Source organism: Chelatococcus sambhunathii (assembly GCF_001418005.1).
Classification (GTDB): domain Bacteria; phylum Pseudomonadota; class Alphaproteobacteria; order Rhizobiales; family Beijerinckiaceae; genus Chelatococcus_A; species Chelatococcus_A sambhunathii.
In genome coordinates this window covers 161843-183915 of the sequence record NZ_LIOL01000002.1, presented here as the reverse complement: position 1 = coordinate 183915, position 22073 = coordinate 161843, and the positions used below count along the sequence as shown (strand labels likewise).

Sequence of the window (22073 nt, the reverse complement as noted above, 5' to 3'; positions counted from 1 at the left end):
GAAGAAAGGGACGGGATCCGTCTCAGACAAGGGGTTTCTCGAAGAAAAATTCGCTGCTGTTGGAGATGTCGCCCAGCGCACGGATCTCGCCGGCCCGCCGGTAGCCGAGCCGCTCGTAGAGCCGATGTGCAGTGGTGAAGCGCGTGTCGGACCATAGCATCATCCGCTGAGCGCCGAGCGCGGCCGCATGGGCCTCGACATGGTCCACGAGCCGGCGGCCGAGGCCACTGCCGCGCAAATCGGGCCGCACGTAGAGCCGGTGCAGCTCGGCGGTTCCGGCGGCCGGGAAATCGACGCCCACGCAGGCGCCGACACGCCCGGCGGGGTCTTCGACCACCCAGTAGGCGCCGCCCTTGTCGGCGAAGCTGCGGGCCGGATGGACGAGATCCGGCAGGTCCCCGTGCGGATCGACGAAACAGCCCGGATATTCGGCGAAGCACAGGGAGAGCAGCCCGAAAAGGTCCTGCGCATCCCCGTCGCGCACCGGCCGCAGCACGAGCCCGCCACGCAATGCGGCGACGCCGCGGCCCTCATAGACGATGGCGTTGCCGCAGCCGCCGCAGTCGGCGGGATGACCTATCGCGGACAGGCCACGCTTTTCATAGAACCGGCAAGCCCTTGCGTTCTTCTCCTCAACCTCCAGCCGAATGACGGAAGCTTTGGGGAAGGCCCGCACGGCGGCGCTGAAGAGCGCCCGCCCGATGCCCTGGCCCTGCGCTTCCGGGGCGACGTAGAGCCGGTCGATCGAGACGATCCCGTCGCCGCGATCCGTGACGCTCGCCGTGCCGGCGAGCGCCCCGGCCGTCTCGGCGACGAAGAAGGCGTGGCCGGGCCGGCCGATCTCGTCCGCCAGCCGGTCTGGCGCATGCCACTCGCGGGTGATGGCCGCGACGCTGTCCGCGCCGAGGATCGCGTCGTAGGTGTCGTGCCACGTCCGCGCCAGGAGCGCGCTGACGGCCGCGATGTCGCCGCGGCTGGCAGGACGGACGAGGATCACTCCGCAATCCCGAGCTTGGCCTTGAGGATGTCGTTCACCGCCTGCGGGTTGGCCTTGCCGCCGGTTGCGCGCATCACCTGGCCGACGAACCAGCCGAGCATGGTGGGCTTGGCCTTGACCTGCTCCACCTTGTCCGGATTGGCGGCGATCACGGCGTCGATCGCCGCCTCGATGGCGCCGGTATCGGTCACCTGCTTCAGGCCGCGCTCCTCGACGATCTTACGCGGGTCGCCACCCTCGCTCCAGACGATCTCGAAGAGGTCCTTGGCGATCTTGCCGGAGATGACGCCCTCGCCGATGAGCTCCACGATGGCGCCGAGCTGCTCGGCCGAGACCGGCGAGCGCGCCACGTCGAGCCCCTCCTTGTTGAGGCGGCCGAAGAGCTCGTTGATCACCCAGTTGGCGGCCGTCTTGCCGTCGCGCCCCCTGGCCACCGCCTCGAAGAAATCGGCCGTCTCCCGCTCGGCCACGAGCACGCCCGCATCATAGGCCGACAGGCCGTAGTCCTTGATGAAGCGGGCCTTCTTCTCGTCGGGCAGTTCAGGCAGGTGCTGCGCGAGATCATCCACGTAGGGCTGGTCGAAGGAGAGCGGCAGCAGGTCCGGATCGGGGAAATAGCGGTAGTCGTGCGCCTCCTCCTTCGAGCGCATGGACCGCGTCTCGCCCTTGTTCGCGTCGAAAAGGCGCGTCTCCTGGTCGATGACGCCGCCATCCTCGAGGATGGCGATCTGGCGGCGCGCCTCATATTCGATGGCCTGGCCGATGAAGCGGATGGAATTGACGTTCTTGATCTCGCAGCGCGTGCCGAAGGGCTCGCCCGGCCGGCGCACGGAGACGTTGACATCCGCCCGGAGCGAGCCCTTCTCCATGTCGCCGTCGCAAGTGCCCAGATAGCGCAGGATGGTCCTGAGCTTCGTCACATAGGCCTTGGCTTCCTCGGACGAGCGCAGGTCGGGCTTCGACACGATCTCCATCAGCGCCACCCCCGAGCGGTTGAGATCGACGAAGCTCATGCTCGGATGCTGATCGTGCAGCGACTTGCCGGCATCCTGCTCGAGATGAAGGCGCTCGATGCCGACGCTGATCTGCTCGCCGTCGGGCATATCCACCAAGACCTCGCCCTCGCCCACGATGGGGCTCTTGTACTGGCTGATCTGATAGCCCTGCGGCAGGTCGGGATAGAAGTAGTTCTTGCGGTCGAAGACAGATGTCAGGTTGATCCGCGCCTTCAGGCCGAGGCCGGTGCGGATCGCCTGCTTGACGCATTCCTCGTTGATGACCGGCAGCATGCCGGGCATCGCCGCATCGACGAGCGAGACGTGATCGTTGGGCTCACCGCCGAACGCGGTCGAGGCGCCGGAGAAGAGCTTCGACTGCGATGACACCTGCGCATGGATCTCCATGCCGATGATGACCTCCCAGTCGCCGGTGGCGCCCTTGATCAGCTTCTTCGCATCTGCCGGTCGCGCGTGCGCGTTCATCGCGTCGTAAACCTCGTCCTGACTTCTCGCCCTTCGCTTGGCCCGCCGCAGCCGCCACGTCAAGTGCCGAAGCCGCGCCAAACGCCTGCATCGTTGACCAGACGCCTCCCGGCGGCTAAGAACCGGCCGTCACTGGAGAGTGTATGCGCAGGAACGCCGAGACCCGCTGAGGCCCGCTCCACGAGAGCGGGCGACCGGTCAACCGACCGGATGCCGACGTGCGTCCGGTTCCCTGCTGTCCTGCCGACGGTCTTTCACACCCCCGTCATAGCCGGGCTTGTCCCGGCCATCCACGCCTTTCAGCCCGGCGCAACGGCGAGGCGTGGATGCCCGCGACAAGCGCGGGCATGACGGCTGAGGGGGCCGCCGGCATCACGCCAGAGTTTTCCAGTGAACGTCTCACGCACCGAGCAGCGCGTGCTGCATACGCTCGCACAGGGCGGCCAGATCCGCCATTACAAGGACGACGACGGGCGGCTCGTCGAGATCGAATGTCTCACCCGCGAGGGCTGGCTGATGAGCGCCTGCACGCTCGACATGTTCAAGAGCCTGCGACGGCGGCGCCTCATCGCGTCGGCCGGCGGCGGTCCCTACCGCATCACGCGGCTCGGCCTTACGGCTGTGCGCAGCCGCCCCGACAACAGATGAAAAAGCCCCGGGACGGATCACGGCGGTCCTGGGGCAGCCTCATTGTCCGAGCTTCTCGTCTTCGTAGGTGATGATCCAGTCCATCATCGCGCGCCAAACGGTCTCGGCGAGGTCCGGCGGGGCGCCGAGCGCTGCGGCCCTGTGGCGCACGTGGGCAGCCACCTCCTCCACCCGGTCGTTGAGCAGCGCCGGGATGCCCGCGGCGCGCTTGACGGCGATGACGCGCTCGACGACTGCCATGCGCTTGGCGATGAGCGCCACGAGATCGGCGTCGATGGCATCGATCTCGGCCCTGAGCGGGGCAAGCGCCGTTGCGGCCCGTGCCTCGTCCGCAGCCATGCTCACGCCCACCACGCCTCCGGCAGCGCCATGCGGCCGGCCGCATCCTCGATCACCTGGCCGGCGGCGAAGAGCGTCTCCTCGTCGAAGGGCCGGCCGATCAGTTGCAGCCCGAGTGGCAAGCCCTGCGCGTCCAGCCCCGCCGGCACGGCGATGCCCGGCAGGCCGGCCATGTTCACCGTCACGGTGAAGACGTCGTTGAGATACATCTCCACGGGCGAAGCATCCGCCTTCTCACCGAGGCCGAAGGCCGATGAGGGTGTTGCCGGCGCGAGGATGGCGTCGACGCCGCTGGCATAGGCCTGCTCGAAGTCGCGCTTGATCAGCGTGCGCACCTTCTGGGCGCGCAGGTAATAGGCGTCGTAATAGCCGGCCGAGAGCACGTAGGTGCCGATCATGATGCGGCGCTTGACCTCGCGGCCGAAGCCGGCGGCGCGGGTCTTCTCGTACATCTCGACGATATCCTTGCCCGGCACGCGCAGGCCGTAGCGCACGCCGTCGTAGCGGGCTAGGTTCGACGAGGCCTCCGCCGGCGCCACGATGTAATAGGCCGGCAGCGCATATCTGGTGTGCGGCAGCGACACCTCGACGATCTCCGCGCCGGCCGCCTTCAGCCACTCGGCGCCCTTCTGCCACAGCGCCTCGATCTCGGCCGGCATGCCGTCGAGGCGATATTCCTTCGGGATGCCGATCCTGAGGCCCTTGACGCCGCGCGTCACCGCCGCCTCAAAATCTGGCACCGGCAGGTCGGCGGAGGTCGTATCCTTCGGGTCGTGGCCGGCCATGGAGCGCAGCAGGATGGCGCTGTCGCGCACCGTCTTGGCGATCGGGCCCGCCTGGTCGAGCGACGAGGCGAAGGCAACGATGCCCCAGCGCGAGCAGCGGCCGTAGGTCGGCTTGATACCGACGGTGCCGGTGAAGGCTGCCGGCTGGCGGATGGAGCCACCCGTATCGGTTGCCGTGGCACCCAGGCACAGGCGCGCCGCAACGGCCGCTGCCGATCCGCCGGAGGAGCCGCCGGGCACGAGCTTCACGTTCGATCCCTTGCGGCGCCATGGGTTTACCACCGGGCCGAAGGCCGATGTCTCGTTCGACGAGCCCATGGCGAACTCGTCGTTGTTGAGCTTGCCGAGCATCACCGCGCCGTCGCGCCAGAGCTGGTGCGTCACCGTCGATTCGTACGGTGGGTGGAAGTTGTCGAGGATCGCGCTGCAGGCTGTCGTGCGCACGCCCTCGGTGGCGAACAGATCCTTGACGCCGAGCGGAATGCCCTCGAGCGGCCCTGCCTCGCCGGCCGCGATGCGCCGGTCGCTCTCGGCCGCCATGGCGAGCGCCTTGTCCGGCGTTGCCAGCACATAGGCGTTGAGCGCCTCGGCCTTCTCCATGGCGGCAAGATGCGCCCGGGTCAGCTCGGTGGCGGAAAAGCGCCTGCCCTTAAGCCCCTCGCGCGCCTCGGCGAGGGAAAGATCGGTGAGATCGGTCACGTTATCGCTCTCTCGTCGTCGTGGCCACGCGGCGGCCACCCGCTCAACATTCGGCTGCGGCCTATTCGACCACCTTCGGCACCATGAAGAAGTTGTCTTCACTCATGGGCGCATTGGCCACGATCTTCTCCGGATAGCCGCCGTCGGTCACGGCATCGGCCCGCTTCTTCATGACCATCGGCGTCACCGATGTCATCGGCTCGACACCCTCGACATCGACCTCGCCGAGTTGCTCGACGAAAGCGAGGATGGCGTTGAGTTCGCCCTGCAGATGAGGCACCTCCGCGTCGGTGACGGCGATGCGTGCAAGGTGCGCGATGCGGCGCACGGTCTTCTCGTCGACGGACATGGGACCGGACCTGAATGGATTGCGGGAGGACGGTGCGGAACACCGCCATTGCGCCGGGCTATAGCACCCTGCCCTTCGCCCCGGCAACCCGCTGCCCGGCGGGCTCAGGGCCTCGCGAACATCTCCGCGAAGCCCGACCAGCCGGAGGCATGGAGCCGAGCCACCAGGGCGCCGACGCCAAGGACCGCGATGGCGCCGATGGCGAGACTCGTCCAGTCGCGCCGGCCGAAATAAGGCGGCCGCCGGCGCGGTTCGAGATGGGTGACGTTGTCGTCCCGCCGGTCCTTGTCGCTAAGCGTCCCGGCCGCAATGGCGTGCGGTGTGTCTCGCTCGCCGGGTGGGACGACAACGGCAGGTGCCGGATCGGCGACGGGCATTTGGGACACAGGCACTGACACCATCGGTTGCAGCAGGCTGCGCGGCAGACGCACCACCGCCTCTGCCGGAATCGGCTCAAAACCGCTCATCGCACGATCATCGGGCATCGCTTGCGACCGCCTCTTCATCGCCTGCGGCGCGGCGGCACCCGACCTTGACGGGCACCGCGAACCGCTTTGCCACCATAGCCGAATGCCGTTCGTCACGCGACTGCCGCATCAAGGCGAACCCGAGCCCCTACACTGCGAAGGCCACGTTGCGCTGGGGGACGATAACGCGCGTCGCATGCCCCTGCATCGCCGCGACGAACTTGTCCGCCGTCTGCTCGATGATGGGGAAGGAGCCGTAGTGGCAGGGAATGACGGCATCGAGCTTGAAGAAGCGGCGCACGGCGAGCGCGGCGGTCGTGGGCGACATGGTGAAACGGTCGCCGATCGGCACCATGGCGATCTTCGGCGCGTGGATCTCGGCGATGAGTTGCATGTCACCGAAGATGTCCGTGTCGCCCATGTGATAGACGACCGGCCCGCCCTCCGGCTTGACGACGAGGCCGTTGGGGCTGCCGAGCGGGACGTTGACGCCCGCCTCACCCATGCCCGCCGAATGGTCGGCGCGCACGAGGGTGACGGAAAATCCCTGCTGGTGGGTGGTGCCGCCGGTGTTCATCGGATCGAACTTTTCGAGCCCCTGCGAGGCGAGCCACATGCACAGGTCGTAGTTCGTGACCACCGTCGCGCCCGTGCGCTGGGCGATGGCGAGCGTGTCACCCACATGATCACCGTGCCCGTGGGTGAGCAGGATGTGCGACACGCCCGCGATGATCTCGTCGACGTTGCCGGTGAAGGCCGGGTTGCCCGTGAAGAAGGGATCGATGAGCACGCCCCTGCCGCCGAAGTCGAGGCGGAAGGCCGAATGCCCGTACCAGGTGATCTTCATCGTCTGCTCCGTTGTCCTTCAGTTGCTTTTCCCATCCCGTGGCGCATTCTCGGCACCTCCTGGCGGAACATGCGCATCTGCCCCCTGTTGTGGAAGGACTGCCGGCCGCCGGACGGGAGAATCCAATGCGATATCCAACAGCTCATGATGTCGTCTTCTTCGTTGCGATGCTAGCGACGGCGCTCGCCCTCGGCCCCGCCATGGCGCATCTCCTCGAGCTGCCCAACAAGATCGGTCTGCCGGCCGCGGACTATTTCGTCGTGCAGCAGGCTTACAGGGGCTGGAGCCTCCTGGGCTTCCTGATCCTCGTCGAACTGCTCTCCATGGCGGCCCTCGCCGTCATGGCGCGCCGCGAGCCGCGTGTTCTGTCGCCGGTGCTGGTCGCGATCGCCTCTGTCATCGGCGCTCAGGCCGTCTTCTGGACCTGGACCTATCCGGCCAATGCAGCGACGCGGAACTGGACATTCGTGCCAGAGAACTGGGAAATCCTGCGCCGCCAGTGGGAATTCTCCCACGCTGCCGGCGCGTTCCTCCAGGTGCTCGCCATGGCTGCGCTCATCCTCGCCGTCCTGCGGCGCTCGCGGGCCTGATGACCCCGGGTCCCCGCCATGCTACCAGACCGGCGATGAGCACCCTGATCGTTCCCCTGGCCGACCTCGACGCCCTGCCCGTGGGGCAGCGCCTCATCGGCGTCGACCTCGGCACCCGGACGATCGGCCTCGCGCTGTCCGACGTCGGCCGCAGCATCGCCTCGCCCCTCGAGACGATCAAGCGCACCAAGTTCTCCACGGACGTGAAGCGGCTCGTGGAACTCGCCACCAGGCACGGCGTCGGCGGCCTCGTCCTCGGCCTGCCGCTCAACATGGACGGATCGGAAGGACCGCGCGCCCAGGCGACGCGCGCCTTCGTCCGCAACCTCGCGGCGCATCTTCCCCTGCCCGTCGCCCTGTGGGACGAGCGCCTGACGACGGCCGCCGTCACCCGCACCTTGCTCGAGGCCGATGCCTCACGCGCCCGTCGCTCCGATCTCGTCGACAAGATGGCGGCGAGCTACATCCTGCAGGGCGCGCTCGATCGGTTGGCGATGGCGCGCCGCACGGCCATGACGGAACGCGACGGCGACGCCTGAACGACCCTCGCGCGCTGCAGCGGCTGCCCCGGCCGCTGCGTGAAAGGCGAGCATGCGCAGCGTTTTACCCATCGCCTTCGTATATCAGCTGTGGTAAGGATGCATTCACTGGTTGCATATAATCAATTCATGCTAACGTCGGTTGCAGATCGTGCATATGACAAGCGATATCAAACGCAACAGGTCCGAACTTTCCATCGTCCACACCGGCGGCCGGCGCCAGCCGGAACGGTCTGGCACCGCAAGTCGCGCGTCTCGGCCCGCCGCCCAGCCGCTCCGGGATGACCGTCAGGAGCTTCTAAGCTACGTGGCACAACTCAGTGGCGAACTGGCGATGATGTCGCGCGCGGCACGGCTCGACACCCTGGGCTATTTTCTCGAAATGGCCCGGATCGAGGCACTCGGCGCGCTGAGCCGGCTGGAAGCTGTCGACTGACTGGTATCGCCTTCAGGCGAGCGATACGGCGTTGCCGCCGTGGCGCACGAGCTTGCCGGCAAGCTCGAGCTCGAACAGCACGAGCTGGACCGAGCGGATCGACAGCCCGGATGCCCGCACGAGGTCGTCGACCGAGACGGGCGTGGCGCCCAGGAGCCCGACGACGCGCCCCATGTCGTCCCTCGCCGTCTCGCCGCCATTGAACGACGCGGCATAGTTGCCGGCCGGCCGATCCGCGGTCATGTCCAAGACTATCCCCCCCTCCGGACGGAGAGGTTCGCCATCCAGCGCGTCGAGGTCCAGTTCGTCCCACAGCGGATCCTGATCCGCCCGCTCGCGAGTCGCGTCCATCAGCCCTAGGTCGCCCGAGGGTGGCTTCGCGACGAGCGGCGCAAGCCCCCGCACAACGTCCTCAGCGCTCGCGCAGAGCGTCGCCCCCTCGCGGATGAGATCATTGGTACCCTCGGCTCGCAGGTCGAGCGGCGAGCCGGGGACGGCGAACACCTCCCGCCCCTGCTCCAGCGCGAACCGGGCGGTGATGAGCGAGCCGGAGCGCCGCGCCGCCTCGACCACGACGACGCCGAGCGACAGGCCCGAAACGATCCGGTTGCGGCGCGGAAAATCCCGCCCGCGCGGCTCCCACCCCATCGGCATTTCCGACACGACGACGCCGCGCGCGACGATCTCGTCGAGCAGTGATGCGTTCTCGGCCGGGTAGAGCCGGTCATGCCCACCGGCGAGGACGGCGACCGTCCCGGTGGCGAGGCTCGCGTTGTGGGCGCTCGTGTCGATGCCGCGGGCAAGCCCCGACACCACGACGAACCCCGCCTCCCCCAGTTCGCGCGCAAGGCGCTGGGTGAACTTGAGGCCGGCCGCGGAGGCATTGCGCGAGCCGACGATGGAGACCATCGGCCGCGCGAACAGGGCAGCGTTGCCGCGCAGGCCGATGAGCGGCGGCGCCGTGTCGATGGCCCTCAGCGTCAGCGGATAATCCGGCTCGGACGGCGCCACGAAACGCACGCCCAACCGCTGCGCCTGCGCCATCTCCCGCTCGGCTTCGGCGCGCGACGCCATGCGGATGGGATGACCGCGGCGGCGGCCGAGCTCCGGCAGGGCCTGAAGAACGGCGGCGGCAGTGCCATAGCGGCCGATGAGCGTGCGGAAGGTGCGCGGCCCGATGCCCTCGCTGCGCAGCAGCTGCAGCCAGTCGAGGCGCTGCTCGTCGTCGAGGCGAAATCCGCTCATGCCCATCTCCTTGAGGCCACGCCGGCACGCGGCGCCGCTGAACGGAGTGAGACTGCCCGGCGGCTGCGCCGGACGCAAGCCAAGGTTGCAGCGCCCGGGGCGATGCAGCCTTCAGCCCTTCTGACCGATCTTGCCCTCGGTGCCCTTGACCAGCCGCACGATGTTGCCCCGGTGCGCCCACCACAGCAGCACGACGAGGACGATCGCGAGTTCGCCCATCTGCCGCTCGCCGATGAGGAAGAAGGCCGCGACGGTCGCGAGGCTCGCCAGCAGCGCGGACAGCGAGGAATAGCGGGTCAAAAAGGCGCTCGCCAGCCACACGAGTGCGAAGACGAGCGCCACGAGCGGCTTGAGGCCGAGCGCGCAGCCGAGAAAGGTGGCGACCCCCTTGCCGCCGCGAAAACGCAGCCAGACGGGATAGAGATGGCCGAGGAAGGCGCCGAGCGCGGCGAGGAGCGCCGTGTTAGGCCCCCATTGCGCGGCCACTACCACGGCGGCGGTGCCCTTGAGCATGTCGCCGAGGAGCGTCGCCGCCGCAAGGCCCTTGCGCCCCGTGCGCAGCACGTTGGTCGCGCCGATATTGCCCGAGCCGATGCTGCGCAGGTCACCGGCGCCGGTCAGGCGCGTGAGCAGGACACCGAACGGGATCGATCCCAGCAGGTAGCCGAAGACGAGCGCAGCGAGAAAATAGGGCCAGGCGAGCGACCAGTTCATCGCTTCGGGCATGGGGCAGCCTCGGTTGTGGTTCCGTCGATTCCGATGTTGCACGCGGGCGGGCAGCGCGAAAAGGCCGCAAGCCCTGCCGCGGACATCAGGAAGCGGGCGATGCGTCGTGGACCTTGCGACCGGCGACGAAGGTCTGCAGCACGCGCCCCTCGAGCCTCGCCTCGTCGAAGGGCGAGTTCTTGGAGCGCGAGTGCAGGGCCGCCTTGTCGAGCACATAGGGCTCGTCGGGGTCGATGAGGATGAGATCGGCCGGCGCCCCTGCCGCGAGGTGCCCGGCCGGCAAGCCGAGCAGCGCGGCTGGCTGGCTCGCCATGGCCGCGAGCAGGCGGGCAAGGCCGATATGGCCGGCATGGACGAGCCTCAGCCCCGCCGACAGCATGGTCTCGAGGCCGATCGCCCCGTCCGCCGCCTCGGCGAAGGGTAGCCGCTTCGTCTCCACGTCCTGCGGGTTGTGGTCGGAGACGACGACGTCGATGACGCCGCGTGCCAGCGCGTCGACCACGGCGAGCCTGTCCTCCTCCGAGCGCAGCGGCGGCGAGAGCTTGAGGAAGGTGCGGTAGTCGCCGATGTCGCTCTCGTTGAGGGTGAGATTGTTGATCGACACGCCGCAGGTGACCGGCAGTCCCTCGGCCTTCGCCCGCTCGATGAGCGCGATGGAGGTAGCGCAGGACACCATGGCGGCGTGATATCGCGCGCCTGTCAGCTGCACGAGCCTCAGGTCCCGCTCCAGCATGATGATCTCGGCCTCCCGCGGCACGCCCGGCAGGCCGAGGCGGCTCGCGAGCTCGCCCTCGTTCATGACGCCGCTGCCGACGAGGTCGGGATCCTCCGTGTGGTGGAGGATGAGCGCACCGAAATCGCGCGCATAGGTGAGCGCGCGGCGCATCACCTGGGCATTGGTGACGGAGCGCGCGCCATCCGTGAAGGCCACGGCCCCGGCCTCCATGAGGAGGCCGAACTCGGTCATCTCCCGGCCTTCGAGGCCCTTGGTCAAAGCGGCGGCGGGGTGAATGTTGACGACGGCCGTGTCGCGCGCGCGGCGCAGCAGGAAATCGACGATCGACGGCTCGTCGACCACGGGGTCCGTATCGGGCATGCAGACGACAGTGGTGACGCCGCCGGCCGCCGCAGCCTCGCTCGCCGTCTTCAGCGTCTCGCGGTGCTCGGCCCCCGGCTCGCCGACGAAGGCGCGCATGTCGACGAGGCCCGGCGCCAGCACACGCCCGCCGCAGTCGACCACCTCGGCCTCCGCCGGGCCGGCGCGGCCGGGCTCGTCCCAGGCGACGTCCGCGATGACGCCGTTCTCGACGAGAAGCGCCCCTGCCGCCTCGCGCCCGCTCGCGGGATCGACGAGGCGGGCATTGGTGAAAACGAGGGCCCGCGCTTGTGTCGTGGGGGTCTTCATCGGTCCTGCCCCCTCATCCGTTCGGAAGGTTGCGCGCCAGCGCCTCGAGCGTCGCCATGCGCACGGCGACCCCCATCTCCACCTGCTCGCGGATGAGCGACTGGGCGCCGTCGGCCACCTCCGAATCGATTTCGACGCCCCGGTTCATGGGCCCCGGATGCATGACAAGGGCGTCGGGCTTCGCATAGGCGAGCTTCTCGCGGTCGAGGCCGAAGAAGCGGAAATATTCCTTCACCGACGGCACGAAGGAGCCGTTCATGCGCTCCCGCTGCAGGCGCAGCATCATCACGATGTCGGCATCCGCCAGCCCCTTGCGCATGTCCGTGAAGACCTCGACGCCGAAGCGTTCGAGCCCGGACGGCAGCAGCGTCGAGGGCCCGACGCAGCGCACGCGCGCGCCGAGCGCCTGCAGCAGGATGATGTTGGAGCGCGCCACGCGCGAATGCAGCACGTCCCCGCAGATGGCAACGATCAGCCCCTCGATCCGCCCCTTGTTGCGGCGGATGGTGAGCGCGTCGAGCAGCGCCTGCGTCGGATGTTCATGGGCGCCGTCGCCGGCATTGATGACGGCGCAATCGACCTTGCGCGCGAGGAGATGCACCGCCCCGGCGGCATGGTGGCGCACGACGATGATGTCCGGCCGCATGGCATTCAGCGTCGCGGCCGTGTCGATCAGCGTCTCGCCCTTCTTCACCGAGGAGGAGGAGACCGACATGTTCATCACGTCGGCGCCGAGGCGCTTGCCCGCGAGCTCGAAGGACGACTGCGTGCGCGTCGAGGGCTCGAAGAAGAGGTTGATCTGCGTGCGCCCGCGCAAGGTGGTGCGCTTCTTCTCGACCTGCCGACTCACCTCCACGGCCTCATCGGCCATGTCGAGCAGGGCGGTGATGTCGAGCGGCGAAAGACCCTCGATCCCCAGCAGATGCCGGTGGGGAAAGCTCGGGCGGGGAGCGGCTGTGGCTGTCATCTTGAAGCCACCGCTATAGGCGGAGTCGGGCCATTCGGCAACACGCTCTCGCCACACCCTCATCCTGCGCCTCGCCCGCACCCGAGCGGCCCGGGAACCAGCCGCGGCCCGGGGCGTTTGTTCACGGGGCGAAAAGGAGAGTTAAGAATGACACGCCTACCTTATCTGCTCGCGTCCGCACTCCTTGCTGCGGGCATGACAGCAGCCATGGCGCAGACGACCGTCATCGAGACGACAGGACCGACGATCGAGATCGCGCCGGAACAGGAGACAGTCGTTCGCCGCTACGTGATCGAGCGCCGTCCGGCGCCGATCGTTCTTGAGCGTCAGATCACCGTTGGTGCCGAATTGCCGCCGGACGTCGTGCTCCACGACTTCTCACCCGAGATTATTGAGACGGCTCCCAGCCTGCGCGACTACGAGTACGTGACCACTGAGAACGAGATTCTCGTGGTCGACCCCTCGACCCGTCGGGTCGTGCGCGTCCTGGAAGCGGCCGACTGACACGCCGGCCGGCGTCGGATGACACCCGATGCCCCGGCTGCCCGCCAGGAACGCCGCAACGCGAGAGAGGACCGGCGACCCCTGTCGCCGGTCCCATCGTTTGCGGCAGCCGGCAGCCTTGACTTCCGCTGCGGAATGCTGCATCTCCCGAGCCGAACGGCCGGGCGACTCCGGCCCTTTTGGTTTTTCGCGACGGGCTTGCCACAGCAGCCCCGCCTGAAGAGGTGCCGCCATGGCCAAGGCTACGACGATCAAGATCAAGCTCGTCTCGACCGCCGACACGGGCTATTTCTACGTGACGAAGAAGAATACCCGCACGATGACCGACAAGTTCGCCATCAAGAAGTACGACCCGGTGGCGCGCAAGCACGTCGAGTTCAAGGAACACAAGATCAAGTGAACCGGGCGAGGCCGGCGCCGGAGGCGGCAGGGCTCGCCCCGCCTGCGGCGCCACGAAAGTCTGCTCCTGATAAAAAGGCGCCCGTCGGGCGCCTTTCTGATTCCGGCCGGCACGACCGCAAAACCGGCATGCAAGTCCGGAGCAATCAGGTGGCCGGCCGGAAGCGGGTTCGAGGAGGCCACGTAACCGCTTCCGTGCCGGCCGAACCCCACGGGACCCAGGAGATGCGGCGGACCTGAGCATCCGTAGGGAAACTTTCTGCGGGCCAGCGGCCTCGCATGCCGACAACCTACATCCGCGGCGCCAGAATGCAATCGCGGAATTGGCTCAACGGGTGCAAACCTGCGCGCACGGTTAAGCGCTCCGAGCGAGCGTCCTACGCTGCCTCTCCCGCAGCGGCCACCACGCGGTTGCGGCCTGCGGCCTTCGCCCGGTAGAGGGCCATGTCGGCCCGCTTGAAGAGCGCCTGGATCGAGCCGTCGCCGGGCAGAAGGCTGGCGACACCGATGGAGACGGTCACGTCGAGCGCGATCTTGCCGCGCTGCACGATGAAGGGCTCTCCCTCGACCCGTATCCGGACCCGCTCGGCGACGGCCTCGGCAGCTTCGAGCGGCGTTCCCGGCACGATGACGACGATCTCCTCGCCTCCGAAGCGGCAGACCGTATCGATGCCGCGGGTATGGGTCTGCACACGCCGGGCGAATTCGCGCAGGACCTCGTCGCCGACGTCGTGGCCGAAGCCGTCGTTGATCAGCTTGAAGCGGTCGATGTCGAGCAGCAGCAGCGACAGGTCGTCGCCACTCTCCCGCGCCTGGGTGAAAGCGGTGCGCAGCTTCCCGTCGAGATACCGGCGATTGTACAGACCCGTCAGCGGATCGAGCACCGCCAGCGCGAGCGAAGCCTGCACGCTGGCCCGCAGGCTGTCGGCATAGCGCTTGCGGCGCACCTGGGTGCGCACGCGCGCCACGAGTTCGCTGTGCTCCACCGGCCGCAGCAGATAGTCGTGCACTCCAATGTCGAGCCCGCGCAGGATAGCAGGTCGCTGGCTCTCGTCGGCCACCATCAGGACAACCGCGTTGCGTGAACGCTCCATCGCCCGCAGGTTGCTGCACAGGCGAAGCCCGTCTGCCCCGGCCAGGCCGAGGCTGACGATGAAGACGTCGAAATCCTCCTCCGCCACCCGCGCGAGCGCCTCCGCCGGCGTTGCGACGACACAGACGGCGTGATCAACGGCGAGCGCCGCCTCCATCCGTACCGCCGTCTCCGGCCGGTCCTCGACGACGAGGACCTGTGCATCGCGCCCGGTCTCGAGCGTGGCTCCCGCCAACGGATCGTCGACGATGCCGAGCCCGCGCGAGGCCAGCACCCGGTTGCGCAATTCGTCGGTGAGGGTCTTCAGGCGCACGAGGCTACGCACGCGCGCGATGAGGGCGAGATCGTCGACCGGCTTCGTGAGGAAGTCGTCGGCGCCGGCCTCAAGGCCGCTCAGACGGTCGCTCGGCTCATCGAGCGCCGTCACCATGACGACGGGGATATGGGCCGTTGCCGGGTCGTGCTTGAGCCGGCGGCAGACCTCAAGCCCGTCCATGCCGGGCATCATGACGTCGAGCAGCACGATATCGCACAGGCCCTCGGCGCAGAGGGCGAGCGCCTGCGGCCCGCTCGAGGCGGTGAGGACCTCGAAATATTCTGCCGTCAACCGCGCTTCAAGCAGCTTCACGTTGGTCGGCGTATCGTCAACTACGAGGATCCGGGCGGACATGGCGCGATATGGCTCGTCTCAGGCAGCGTCGAGATAGTTTCTGACGGTTTCCAGAAATTTTGCGACCGAAATCGGCTTGGAGAGATAAGCCTCGCAGCCCCCCTCCCGGATGCGCTCCTCGTCGCCCTTCATGGCGAAGGCAGTGACGGCAATGACGGGGATTGCCTTCAGCTCCGCGTCCTGCTTCAGCCATTTCGTCACCTCAAGACCGGAGACTTCAGGCAGCTGAATGTCCATGAGAATGAGGTCCGGCCGGTTCGCGCGGGCGATTTCCATCGCCTCCACGCCGCTGGCGGTCTTGAGGGTCGCATAGCCGTGGGCCTCGAGGAGATCGCTGAACAGCTTCATGTTCAGGTCGTTGTCTTCGACGATGAGAACGGTCTTCGGCATATGCGACGCCTCTTGCGCGGCGGGCCCGCTCCATCCGCGAAGGACAGGCGGGCTCTCACTTCCCTGTGCGATCGATGCTAGAGATAGCAGCCCACCCGTTGATGAATGGCAAATCTGATCCACGAAATGCGGCCGAACAAGTCATTGTCCGCAGCGCAGGCGGAAAACTGCGCCATCACCGCCCTTTCCTTCTTGGCGGCCGATCCCGAGCGGCTGGGACGCTTCCTCGCCCTCACCGGGCTCGGTCCGGAGAACATCCGCGCCGCGGCGGCCGAACCGCGCTTTCTCCTGTCGGTCCTTGACCATCTGCTCGCCGACGAATCGCTGCTGCTCGCCTTCGCGGCCAACAACAACCTCGCTCCCGAGGAGGTTGCACGCGCCCGGGCCACCCTCGATCCGGACACAGCCAGAGAGCAGTGAAGGGCAGTGGCAGCCTGTTGCCGATTGCCGACGGGGCAGGGCCGGTGGATGATGCTCTCCCGCCGGATTCGGGCGGGCACGGGGCTTGCATCATGGCCGACGCGCCGAACATCTTCTGCCGCGACTGCCTGAGCGCGACGGCGCCGCCGCGCCCGCGCTGCCCCGCTTGCGGCAGCCCGCGCGTCATCGCCCATCCCGAGCGTGACCGGCTCTCCATCGCCCATGTCGACTGCGACGCCTTCTACGCCACCATCGAGAAGCGCGATGCGCCGGAGCTGCGCGACAAACCGGTCATCATCGGCGGCGGCAAGCGCGGCGTCGTCTCGACCGCCTGCTATATCGCGCGCACCTACGGGGTGCGCTCCGCGATGCCCATGTTCAAGGCGCTGCAGGCCTGCCCCGATGCGGTGGTGGTCAAGCCGGACATGGAGAAATACGTCCGCGTCGGGCGCGAGGTGCGCCGCCTGATGCTGGAGATGACGCCGCTCGTCGAGCCGTTGTCGATCGACGAGGCCTTCCTCGACCTCACCGGCACCGAGCGCCTGCACAAGGCGAGCCCGGCCGTCACGCTCGCGCGTTTCGCCCGGCGCGTGGAGGACGAGCTCGGCATCACCATCTCCGTCGGCCTGTCGGTCAACAAGTTCCTCGCCAAGATCGCGTCGGACCTCGACAAGCCGCGCGGCTTCTCCATCATCGGCGAGGCGGATGTCGCGCCCTTCCTCGCCGGCAAGCCGGTCTCCATCATCTACGGCATCGGGGCGGCGACACAGGAGCGCCTGGCACGCGCCGGCCTCAGGACCATCGACGACGTCCGGGCCCGGGACGCGGGCGAGATCGTCGCCCTCGTCGGCAAGGACGGCCTGAGGCTGCACCGCCTCGCCCACGGCATCGACACGCGCAAGGTCGACCCGGTGCGCGAGACCAAGAGCATCTCCGCCGAAACGACCTTCGACCGCGACATCAGGGATGTGGAGACGCTGGCGCCGATCCTCTGGCGCCTGTCGGAGAAGCTGTCGCTCAGGCTGAAGAAGGCCGGCTTCGCCGGGCGCAGCGTGACGCTGAAGCTCAAGACCGCGGACTTCCGCACCAGGACGCGCTCGCGCTCCGGCATCACGCCGACCCAGCTCGCCCGCCGGCTCTTCGACATCGCGGCGCCCATGCTGACGAGCGAGTGCGACGGCACCGCCTTTCGCCTCATCGGCATCGGCACGACGGACCTGTGCGATTCCGCCCTGGCGGATGTGGGCGACCTCGCCGACACGGAATCGGTGCGCCTCGCCCGGATGGAGAAGGCGGTAGACAGTCTGCGCGAGCGCTTTGGCAGGACTGCCGTCGTGCGCGGCATCGGCTTTGCCGTCGAAACCGGCAGGCCGGCGGACAAGAGGGGTGACAGCCGGCGCTGACGCGCCGCAGGGAGCGCCGGAGCAGGCGCGTCCGGCGATTGGGGCTAACGCCACACCAGCCAGACCACCAGCGCTGCGGACGCGATCCACAGGCAGACGATGGCGACCGCTGCGACGTGGCTCACCGGCCGCTCCAGGGCCGCAGCCGCCAGTTCCCGGTGCTCGGCCATGATTCCCGGCGGGATCAGCCTCACGACCGCGAGGATGCCGAGCGGCACCAGAATGACATCGTCGAGATAGCCCAGGACCGGGATGAAGTCCGGGATCAGGTCGATCGGCGACAGCGCATAGGCCGCAACGAGGAGCGCGAGAGCCTTGGCGCACCACGGCACGCGCGGGTCGCGGCCGGCGAGATGAAGCGCATGCACATCCCGCTTGATGACGCGTGCCCACTGCCGCAGCCCGCCGGCCATTCGAGGTCTCAGGGCACCCCGCAGGGGTGCGTTTCGAGCATTTCCAGGGTCTTCATCTCGCCCTTGAGGGAGAAGTCGCCGTAGTCGAGCACGAGGTCGCGGCTGATGCCATTTTCGTAGAGCTCGAAGGAGAGCTGGTAGCGCGGCGTGCGCTCCCCCTCCCCCTCCTTGGTGAAGTAGCTGATCTTCACGGGCCAGCGGGGGATGTCCTTCAGCGCCGCATGCCGTGCCGCCTCCTCAAGGCTCGCGGTGTTGTCCGCCCCCTTCTGCCGGCCGATGATGGCGAGCGTGTCGTAGATCTGCCGGCCGTCATCGGAGCCGTCGAACACCCGTGCCTCGATCAGCGTATCGCCGGCCTTGGCAGCGGCGATGATGCGCCGCAGGTGTTCGGTCGGGAAGATCACCTCGCCATCGAGCGAAAAGCGGTCGCGTTTCGGTGCGCGGGTGCGCACAACGAGGCCATCCGCCGCCTCCCGTTCCGCCTGGCCGTCGACGAGCTTGGCCGGCGCGCCGCTGAAGGTCGATTCGGTCTTGAAGGTGAAGCTCGCCCCCTTGCCGTCCTCGAAGGTCGTGGTCCGCAGGTCGGATGTGCGCTGGCCAATGTCCCCGCCTTCGAGCACCGTCACCTGTCGGTATGTCAGGGCGTAGCCCTCGCAGGTGTTGCCGGTGAAGGAGAAGGCGACGCGCCCGCGGGCGGCCTCCACGCCGCGCGATCCCTTGCTTGCGAGCAAGGTAAGATCATAGACGACGCGGTGCGGCGCCAGCGGCATCACCGTCGAGGCGGCCGCGACCGGACCGAGGCTCACGCCGAGGGCCAGCAGCGTGCCGAGACAAACCTTCATGCAATTCTCCACTGCCGCGTCTTGCCGGCATCGTTCCGTCGTGGCGTCCTGATTAGACGGCTGCGGCCCCCACCGGTCAAGGCAACAGAGGCCGAGAATGCCGCGTGATCGGGATCGCGCACGGACGACGGCGTTCGGCCGGCGCTTGCCACACGTCGGACTTGCGACATGACGGCGGATCGGCAACAACCTTGCCCGGTCGACGCCCGGGCCGGGCGAGGCATTCACATTCGGAGACAGATGATGAGCACCATCGACGCCGTCCTCGCCGAGCTCGGCATCACGCTGCCGACGCCGGCGGCCCCCGTCGCGAACTACCTGCCCTATGTGCGCACGGGCAATCTCCTCGTCATCTCCGGCCAGCTCTGCCTCGGTCTCGACGGCAAGCTCGCCGACGCCCACAAGGGCAAGCTCGGCGCTGGCATCTCGCCCGAGACCGGCAAGGAGGCGGCGCGGCTGTGCGCCATCAATCTGCTCGCGCAGGCCCGCGCCGCCCTCGGCGACCTCTCGAAGATCAAGCGCTGCGTGCGCCTTGGCGGCTTCATCAATGCAACGCCCGATTTCGCCGGCCTCGCCGGGGTCATGAACGGCGCCTCCGACCTCATGGTCGAGGTGCTGGGCGAGGCCGGGCGCCATGCTCGCTCGACGGTCGGCGTCGCGGAACTGCCGCTCGACGCCTGCGTCGAGGTCGAGGCCATCTTCGAAGTCGCCTGAGGAACGACACATGCCCGCTCCCTCCTGGCTCACGGCGCAGCCCGTGGCGCACCGTGGGCTGCACGTGGTCGCCGACCGCGTGCTCGAGAACACGCCCGGCGCGGCCCTTGCCGCCGTCGCGCGCGGCTTTGCCATTGAATGCGATGTGCAATTGACGGCGGACGGCGAGGCCGTCGTCTTCCATGACTTCACGCTCGACCGCCTCACCGGCGAGAGCGGCCGCATCGACACCCGCACGGCCGCAGCGCTCGCGGGCATCGTCTTCCGCGACAGCGACGACCGTATTCCGACCCTGGGTGACTTTCTCGATCTCGTCGGCGGCCGCGTGCCCGTGGTCGTCGAGATCAAGAGCGGCTTCGACGGTAACCTCGCCCTGACGCGGCGGGTCGCGGAGGTGGTTGCCGGCCGGGACGACCCGATTGCGCTCATGTCCTTCGATCCGGCCATCGTCGAGGCGCTCGCCGAGCTTGCGCCGGGGCGCCCGCGCGGCATCACGGCGGAGGCGAACTACGACCACGGCGAATGGGCACGCCTGCCGGCCGCCATGCAGAAGAGCCTAGGCCATCTGCTGCACATGGAACACTCGCGACCCGACTTCATTGCCTGGCACGTGAAGGACCTGCCGCATGCTGCTCCCAACATGGCGCGCTATTTCGGCATGCCGGTGCTGACCTGGACCGTGCGCACGCCCGAGGACAGGGAAACAGCCATGCAATATGCCGACCAGATGATCTTCGAGGGTTTCGTACCCTGAGACCCTACCGGCCGGCGGCTGGCGCACATAACTTAGCGGCATGACCCCATTCGCGAGCCGCCGCAGCCGATGACGACGAAAGCCGACGACGATGCGGGCCTCATCGTCCGCGTCGCTCCCTCGATCTCCGCCATCGCCGCTGCGGACTGGGACGCCTGCGCCAACCCGCAGGGCGCCGCACAGGAACCTCAACCGGCAGATCAATCAGCACCGGCAACCGATTTCCGCAACGCGACTTTTCGTACCCCTGACGACGACCGGACCTGCGCCGGCCGCGGCACCGCCACTCTTGAATCGGTTTCTCAGCACGATTCAGATAACCCTTTCATTTCGCATGCCTTCCTGTCCGCCCTCGAAGAATCCGGCGCTGTCGGCGGGCGCACGGGCTGGACGCCGCTTCACCTCGCGGTCGAAGGACCGGACGGCACCGTGCGGGCCGTGGCGCCCTGCTACGGCAAGTCGCACTCGCTCGGCGAATATGTCTTCGACCACGGCTGGGCCGATGCCTTCGAGCGCGCCGGCGGGCAATATTACCCGAAGCTCCAGCTGTCCGTGCCCTTCACGCCGGCAACCGGCCGGCGCCTTCTCGCGCGGCCCGGCCCCGGCGCTGATGCCGCGCGCCACGGCCTCGTCGCCGGCCTCAGGGCCCTGCGGCGCGAGATCGATGCCTCGTCCGCGCACGTGACCTTCCTGCCGCAGGAGGAGTGGCGCTTCCTCGGTGAAGAGGGCTTCCTCCTGCGCACCGACCGGCAGTTCCACTGGCCCAACGAGGGCTATCATTCGTTCGAGGATTTTCTCGGTGCCCTTTCCGCCCGCAAGCGCAAGGCGATCCGGCGCGAGCGGCGCGATGCGCTCGGCCCCGGCATCACCGTCGAGCCGCTCACGGGCAGCGACATCACGGAAGCCCACTGGGACGCCTTCTTCGACTTCTACCAGGACACCGGTTCGCGCAAATGGGGCCGGCCCTACCTGCCGCGCGCCTTCTTCTCCCTCGTCGGGGAGCACATGGCGGACAGGATCCTCCTCGTCATGGCCCGGCGGGGCGGCCGCTACATCGCCGGGGCGCTCAACTTCATCGGCGCCAACACCCTCTACGGCCGCAACTGGGGCGCCATCGAGCATCACCCCTTCCTGCACTTCGAGCTCTGCTATTATCAGGCGATCGACTTTGCCATTCGGCGCGGCCTCACGCGCGTGGAGGCCGGGGCGCAGGGCGAGCACAAGCTCGCCCGCGGCTACAAGCCCACCTTCACCTATTCGGCGCACGACATCGGCCATCCCGGCCTGCGCCGGGCGGTGGCCGACTATCTGGCGCGCGAGCGGATCGCCATCGAAGCGGAGATGGAGGCCCTCGCCGAGGAACTGCCGTACCGGCACGAAGGTCGAGGGGCACGCGCGCTCGGTGCTTGACGTTGGAGGCGGTGCTCGCCAAACCTGCACCGTCGATGACCCATGAGGATGGCATGAGCAGCTACGACCCCAACAACATCTTCGCCAGGATCCTCCGCGGCGAACTGCCGTGCGAGCGCGTCTACGAGGACGAGCACACGCTTGCCTTCATGGACATCATGCCCCGGGCCGACGGTCACGTGCTCGTCATCCCCAAGGTCGAGGCCCGCAACATCTTCGACATCCCCGCCGAGGATCTCGGCCGGCTCGCGATCAGTGTGCAGAAGGTGGCACGGGCGGTGAAGGCCGGCATGGACGCAGAGGGCCTCACCATTCAGCAGTTCAACGAGAGCGCCGGCGGCCAGGTCGTTTTTCACATCCACGTCCACGTCCTGCCGCGCTGGAAGGACGTGCCCCTCAGGCCGCACACCGGCGAGATGGCGCCGCCTGAGACGCTGAAGGCCCACGCCGAGCGCATCCGCAGGGCCCTCGCCGCCGGCTGATTCCGTCCCGACGAACCGCACGAACGGTGGCCGCTGTCGGGCAGAGGCCACCCGTCTCT

Annotated in this window: 27 protein-coding genes; 12 read left to right on the top strand and 15 right to left on the bottom strand. The window is 68.1% G+C overall.

From position 1 onward, the window contains the following. Positions 1-22: 22 nt before the first annotated feature. Together ASC46_RS04450 and gatB are read right to left on the bottom strand one after the other, a co-directional pair. Entirely contained in the window at positions 23-997 is a 975-nt protein-coding gene (locus ASC46_RS04450; protein WP_055458100.1) for a GNAT family N-acetyltransferase, read from the bottom strand. After that, on the bottom strand, positions 994-2478 hold the full coding sequence (gatB, locus tag ASC46_RS04445) for an Asp-tRNA(Asn)/Glu-tRNA(Gln) amidotransferase subunit GatB (protein ID WP_055458099.1): 1485 nt from the start codon (positions 2476-2478) through the stop codon (positions 994-996). Before gatB ends, ASC46_RS04450 begins: the two co-directional genes overlap by 4 nt. Before the next feature lie 390 nt (positions 2479-2868). On the opposite strand from gatB, the gene ASC46_RS04440 reads away from it, so the two are divergent. Continuing rightward, entirely contained in the window at positions 2869-3126 is a 258-nt protein-coding gene (locus tag ASC46_RS04440) for a YjhX family toxin (protein ID WP_055458098.1), read from the top strand. A 39-nt stretch (positions 3127-3165) separates the two neighbouring features. On the opposite strand, the gene ASC46_RS04435 is transcribed toward ASC46_RS04440, so the two are convergent. The 5 genes from ASC46_RS04435 to ASC46_RS04415 form a co-directional block, all read right to left on the bottom strand. Further along, positions 3166-3465, bottom strand: coding sequence for a chorismate mutase (locus ASC46_RS04435; RefSeq protein WP_055458468.1), 300 nt, complete (start codon positions 3463-3465; stop codon positions 3166-3168). Between the two features lie 2 nt (positions 3466-3467). Beyond that, entirely contained in the window at positions 3468-4949 is a 1482-nt protein-coding gene (gatA, locus tag ASC46_RS04430; protein WP_055458097.1) for an Asp-tRNA(Asn)/Glu-tRNA(Gln) amidotransferase subunit GatA, read from the bottom strand. 61 nt (positions 4950-5010) lie between these two features. Then, a complete protein-coding gene (gene gatC, locus ASC46_RS04425; RefSeq protein WP_055458096.1) occupies positions 5011-5298 on the bottom strand; it encodes an Asp-tRNA(Asn)/Glu-tRNA(Gln) amidotransferase subunit GatC in 288 nt (95 codons plus the stop codon). Positions 5299-5402: 104 nt separating this feature from the next. After that, positions 5403-5765, bottom strand: a complete 363-nt coding sequence (locus ASC46_RS04420; protein WP_055458095.1) for a hypothetical protein — start codon at positions 5763-5765, stop codon at positions 5403-5405. 148 nt (positions 5766-5913) lie between these two features. Further along, a complete protein-coding gene (locus ASC46_RS04415) occupies positions 5914-6612 on the bottom strand; it encodes a metal-dependent hydrolase (protein ID WP_055458094.1) in 699 nt (232 codons plus the stop codon). A 125-nt stretch (positions 6613-6737) separates the two neighbouring features. On the opposite strand from ASC46_RS04415, the gene ASC46_RS04410 reads away from it, so the two are divergent. The 3 genes from ASC46_RS04410 (at position 6738) to ASC46_RS21185 (ending at position 8177) form a co-directional block, all read left to right on the top strand. Continuing rightward, positions 6738-7202 carry a hypothetical protein gene (locus ASC46_RS04410; RefSeq protein ID WP_055458093.1) on the top strand — a complete coding sequence of 155 codons (465 nt, stop codon included), beginning with the start codon at positions 6738-6740 and terminating at the stop codon, positions 7200-7202. A gap of 35 nt (positions 7203-7237) precedes the next feature. After that, positions 7238-7741 carry a Holliday junction resolvase RuvX gene (ruvX, locus tag ASC46_RS04405; RefSeq protein ID WP_055458092.1) on the top strand — a complete coding sequence of 168 codons (504 nt, stop codon included), beginning with the start codon at positions 7238-7240 and terminating at the stop codon, positions 7739-7741. 157 nt (positions 7742-7898) lie between these two features. Next, on the top strand, positions 7899-8177 hold the full coding sequence (locus ASC46_RS21185; protein ID WP_141659653.1) for a hypothetical protein: 279 nt from the start codon (positions 7899-7901) through the stop codon (positions 8175-8177). 12 nt (positions 8178-8189) lie between these two features. Here ASC46_RS21185 and dprA read toward each other — a convergent pair whose 3' ends face one another. The 4 genes from dprA to ASC46_RS04385 all read right to left on the bottom strand — a co-directional run bounded on the left by dprA (position 8190) and on the right by ASC46_RS04385 (position 12520). After that, positions 8190-9428: a DNA-processing protein DprA gene (dprA, locus tag ASC46_RS04400; protein ID WP_055458091.1), complete on the bottom strand. Its 1239-nt coding sequence runs from the start codon at positions 9426-9428 to the stop codon at positions 8190-8192. 105 nt (positions 9429-9533) lie between these two features. Then, positions 9534-10148 carry a glycerol-3-phosphate 1-O-acyltransferase PlsY gene (gene plsY, locus ASC46_RS04395; RefSeq protein ID WP_055458090.1) on the bottom strand — a complete coding sequence of 205 codons (615 nt, stop codon included), beginning with the start codon at positions 10146-10148 and terminating at the stop codon, positions 9534-9536. 85 nt (positions 10149-10233) lie between these two features. Continuing rightward, complete coding sequence (locus ASC46_RS04390; protein ID WP_055458089.1) at positions 10234-11553, bottom strand: dihydroorotase; 1320 nt, start codon at positions 11551-11553, stop codon at positions 10234-10236. Positions 11554-11566: 13 nt separating this feature from the next. Continuing rightward, a complete protein-coding gene (locus ASC46_RS04385; protein WP_055458467.1) occupies positions 11567-12520 on the bottom strand; it encodes an aspartate carbamoyltransferase catalytic subunit in 954 nt (317 codons plus the stop codon). A 147-nt stretch (positions 12521-12667) separates the two neighbouring features. Here ASC46_RS04385 and ASC46_RS20735 point away from each other — a divergent pair, with 147 nt between their 5' ends. Together ASC46_RS20735 and rpmG are read left to right on the top strand one after the other, a co-directional pair. Next, the gene (locus ASC46_RS20735; RefSeq protein ID WP_063185137.1) at positions 12668-13024 is read left to right on the top strand and encodes a DUF1236 domain-containing protein; all 357 of its coding nucleotides are present in this window, start codon (positions 12668-12670) and stop codon (positions 13022-13024) included. Positions 13025-13256: 232 nt separating this feature from the next. Beyond that, complete coding sequence (gene rpmG, locus ASC46_RS04375) at positions 13257-13424, top strand: 50S ribosomal protein L33 (RefSeq protein WP_055458087.1); 168 nt, start codon at positions 13257-13259, stop codon at positions 13422-13424. A gap of 376 nt (positions 13425-13800) precedes the next feature. Here the strand turns inward: rpmG and ASC46_RS04370 are convergent, their stop codons facing one another. Together ASC46_RS04370 and ASC46_RS04365 are read right to left on the bottom strand one after the other, a co-directional pair. Continuing rightward, the gene (locus ASC46_RS04370; RefSeq protein WP_055458086.1) at positions 13801-15186 is read right to left on the bottom strand and encodes a PleD family two-component system response regulator; all 1386 of its coding nucleotides are present in this window, start codon (positions 15184-15186) and stop codon (positions 13801-13803) included. A gap of 18 nt (positions 15187-15204) precedes the next feature. Further along, a complete protein-coding gene (locus ASC46_RS04365; protein WP_055458085.1) occupies positions 15205-15576 on the bottom strand; it encodes a response regulator in 372 nt (123 codons plus the stop codon). A 105-nt stretch (positions 15577-15681) separates the two neighbouring features. Here ASC46_RS04365 and ASC46_RS04360 point away from each other — a divergent pair, with 105 nt between their 5' ends. Next, positions 15682-15996, top strand: a complete 315-nt coding sequence (locus tag ASC46_RS04360; protein WP_082464695.1) for a DUF3572 domain-containing protein — start codon at positions 15682-15684, stop codon at positions 15994-15996. Between the two features lie 92 nt (positions 15997-16088). Further along, positions 16089-17399 (top strand): DNA polymerase IV, encoded by a 1311-nt coding sequence (locus ASC46_RS04355; protein WP_210165967.1) that lies wholly within the window; start codon positions 16089-16091, stop codon positions 17397-17399. A gap of 44 nt (positions 17400-17443) precedes the next feature. Here ASC46_RS04355 and ASC46_RS04350 read toward each other — a convergent pair whose 3' ends face one another. Together ASC46_RS04350 and ASC46_RS04345 are read right to left on the bottom strand one after the other, a co-directional pair. Further along, the gene (locus tag ASC46_RS04350) at positions 17444-17812 is read right to left on the bottom strand and encodes a YkvA family protein (protein WP_055458084.1); all 369 of its coding nucleotides are present in this window, start codon (positions 17810-17812) and stop codon (positions 17444-17446) included. A gap of 8 nt (positions 17813-17820) precedes the next feature. Further along, positions 17821-18654 carry a cell envelope integrity EipB family protein gene (locus ASC46_RS04345; RefSeq protein WP_055458083.1) on the bottom strand — a complete coding sequence of 278 codons (834 nt, stop codon included), beginning with the start codon at positions 18652-18654 and terminating at the stop codon, positions 17821-17823. A 243-nt stretch (positions 18655-18897) separates the two neighbouring features. Here ASC46_RS04345 and ASC46_RS04340 point away from each other — a divergent pair, with 243 nt between their 5' ends. From ASC46_RS04340 to ASC46_RS04325, 4 genes are all read left to right on the top strand, one after another. Then, a complete protein-coding gene (locus ASC46_RS04340; protein ID WP_055458082.1) occupies positions 18898-19368 on the top strand; it encodes a RidA family protein in 471 nt (156 codons plus the stop codon). Between the two features lie 10 nt (positions 19369-19378). Next, positions 19379-20122, top strand: a complete 744-nt coding sequence (locus ASC46_RS04335; RefSeq protein WP_055458081.1) for a glycerophosphodiester phosphodiesterase family protein — start codon at positions 19379-19381, stop codon at positions 20120-20122. Between the two features lie 69 nt (positions 20123-20191). Further along, positions 20192-21532, top strand: coding sequence for a GNAT family N-acetyltransferase (locus tag ASC46_RS04330; RefSeq protein ID WP_055458080.1), 1341 nt, complete (start codon positions 20192-20194; stop codon positions 21530-21532). Positions 21533-21585: 53 nt separating this feature from the next. Further along, the gene (locus ASC46_RS04325; protein ID WP_071924475.1) at positions 21586-22014 is read left to right on the top strand and encodes an HIT family protein; all 429 of its coding nucleotides are present in this window, start codon (positions 21586-21588) and stop codon (positions 22012-22014) included. Positions 22015-22073: the final 59 nt, after the last annotated feature.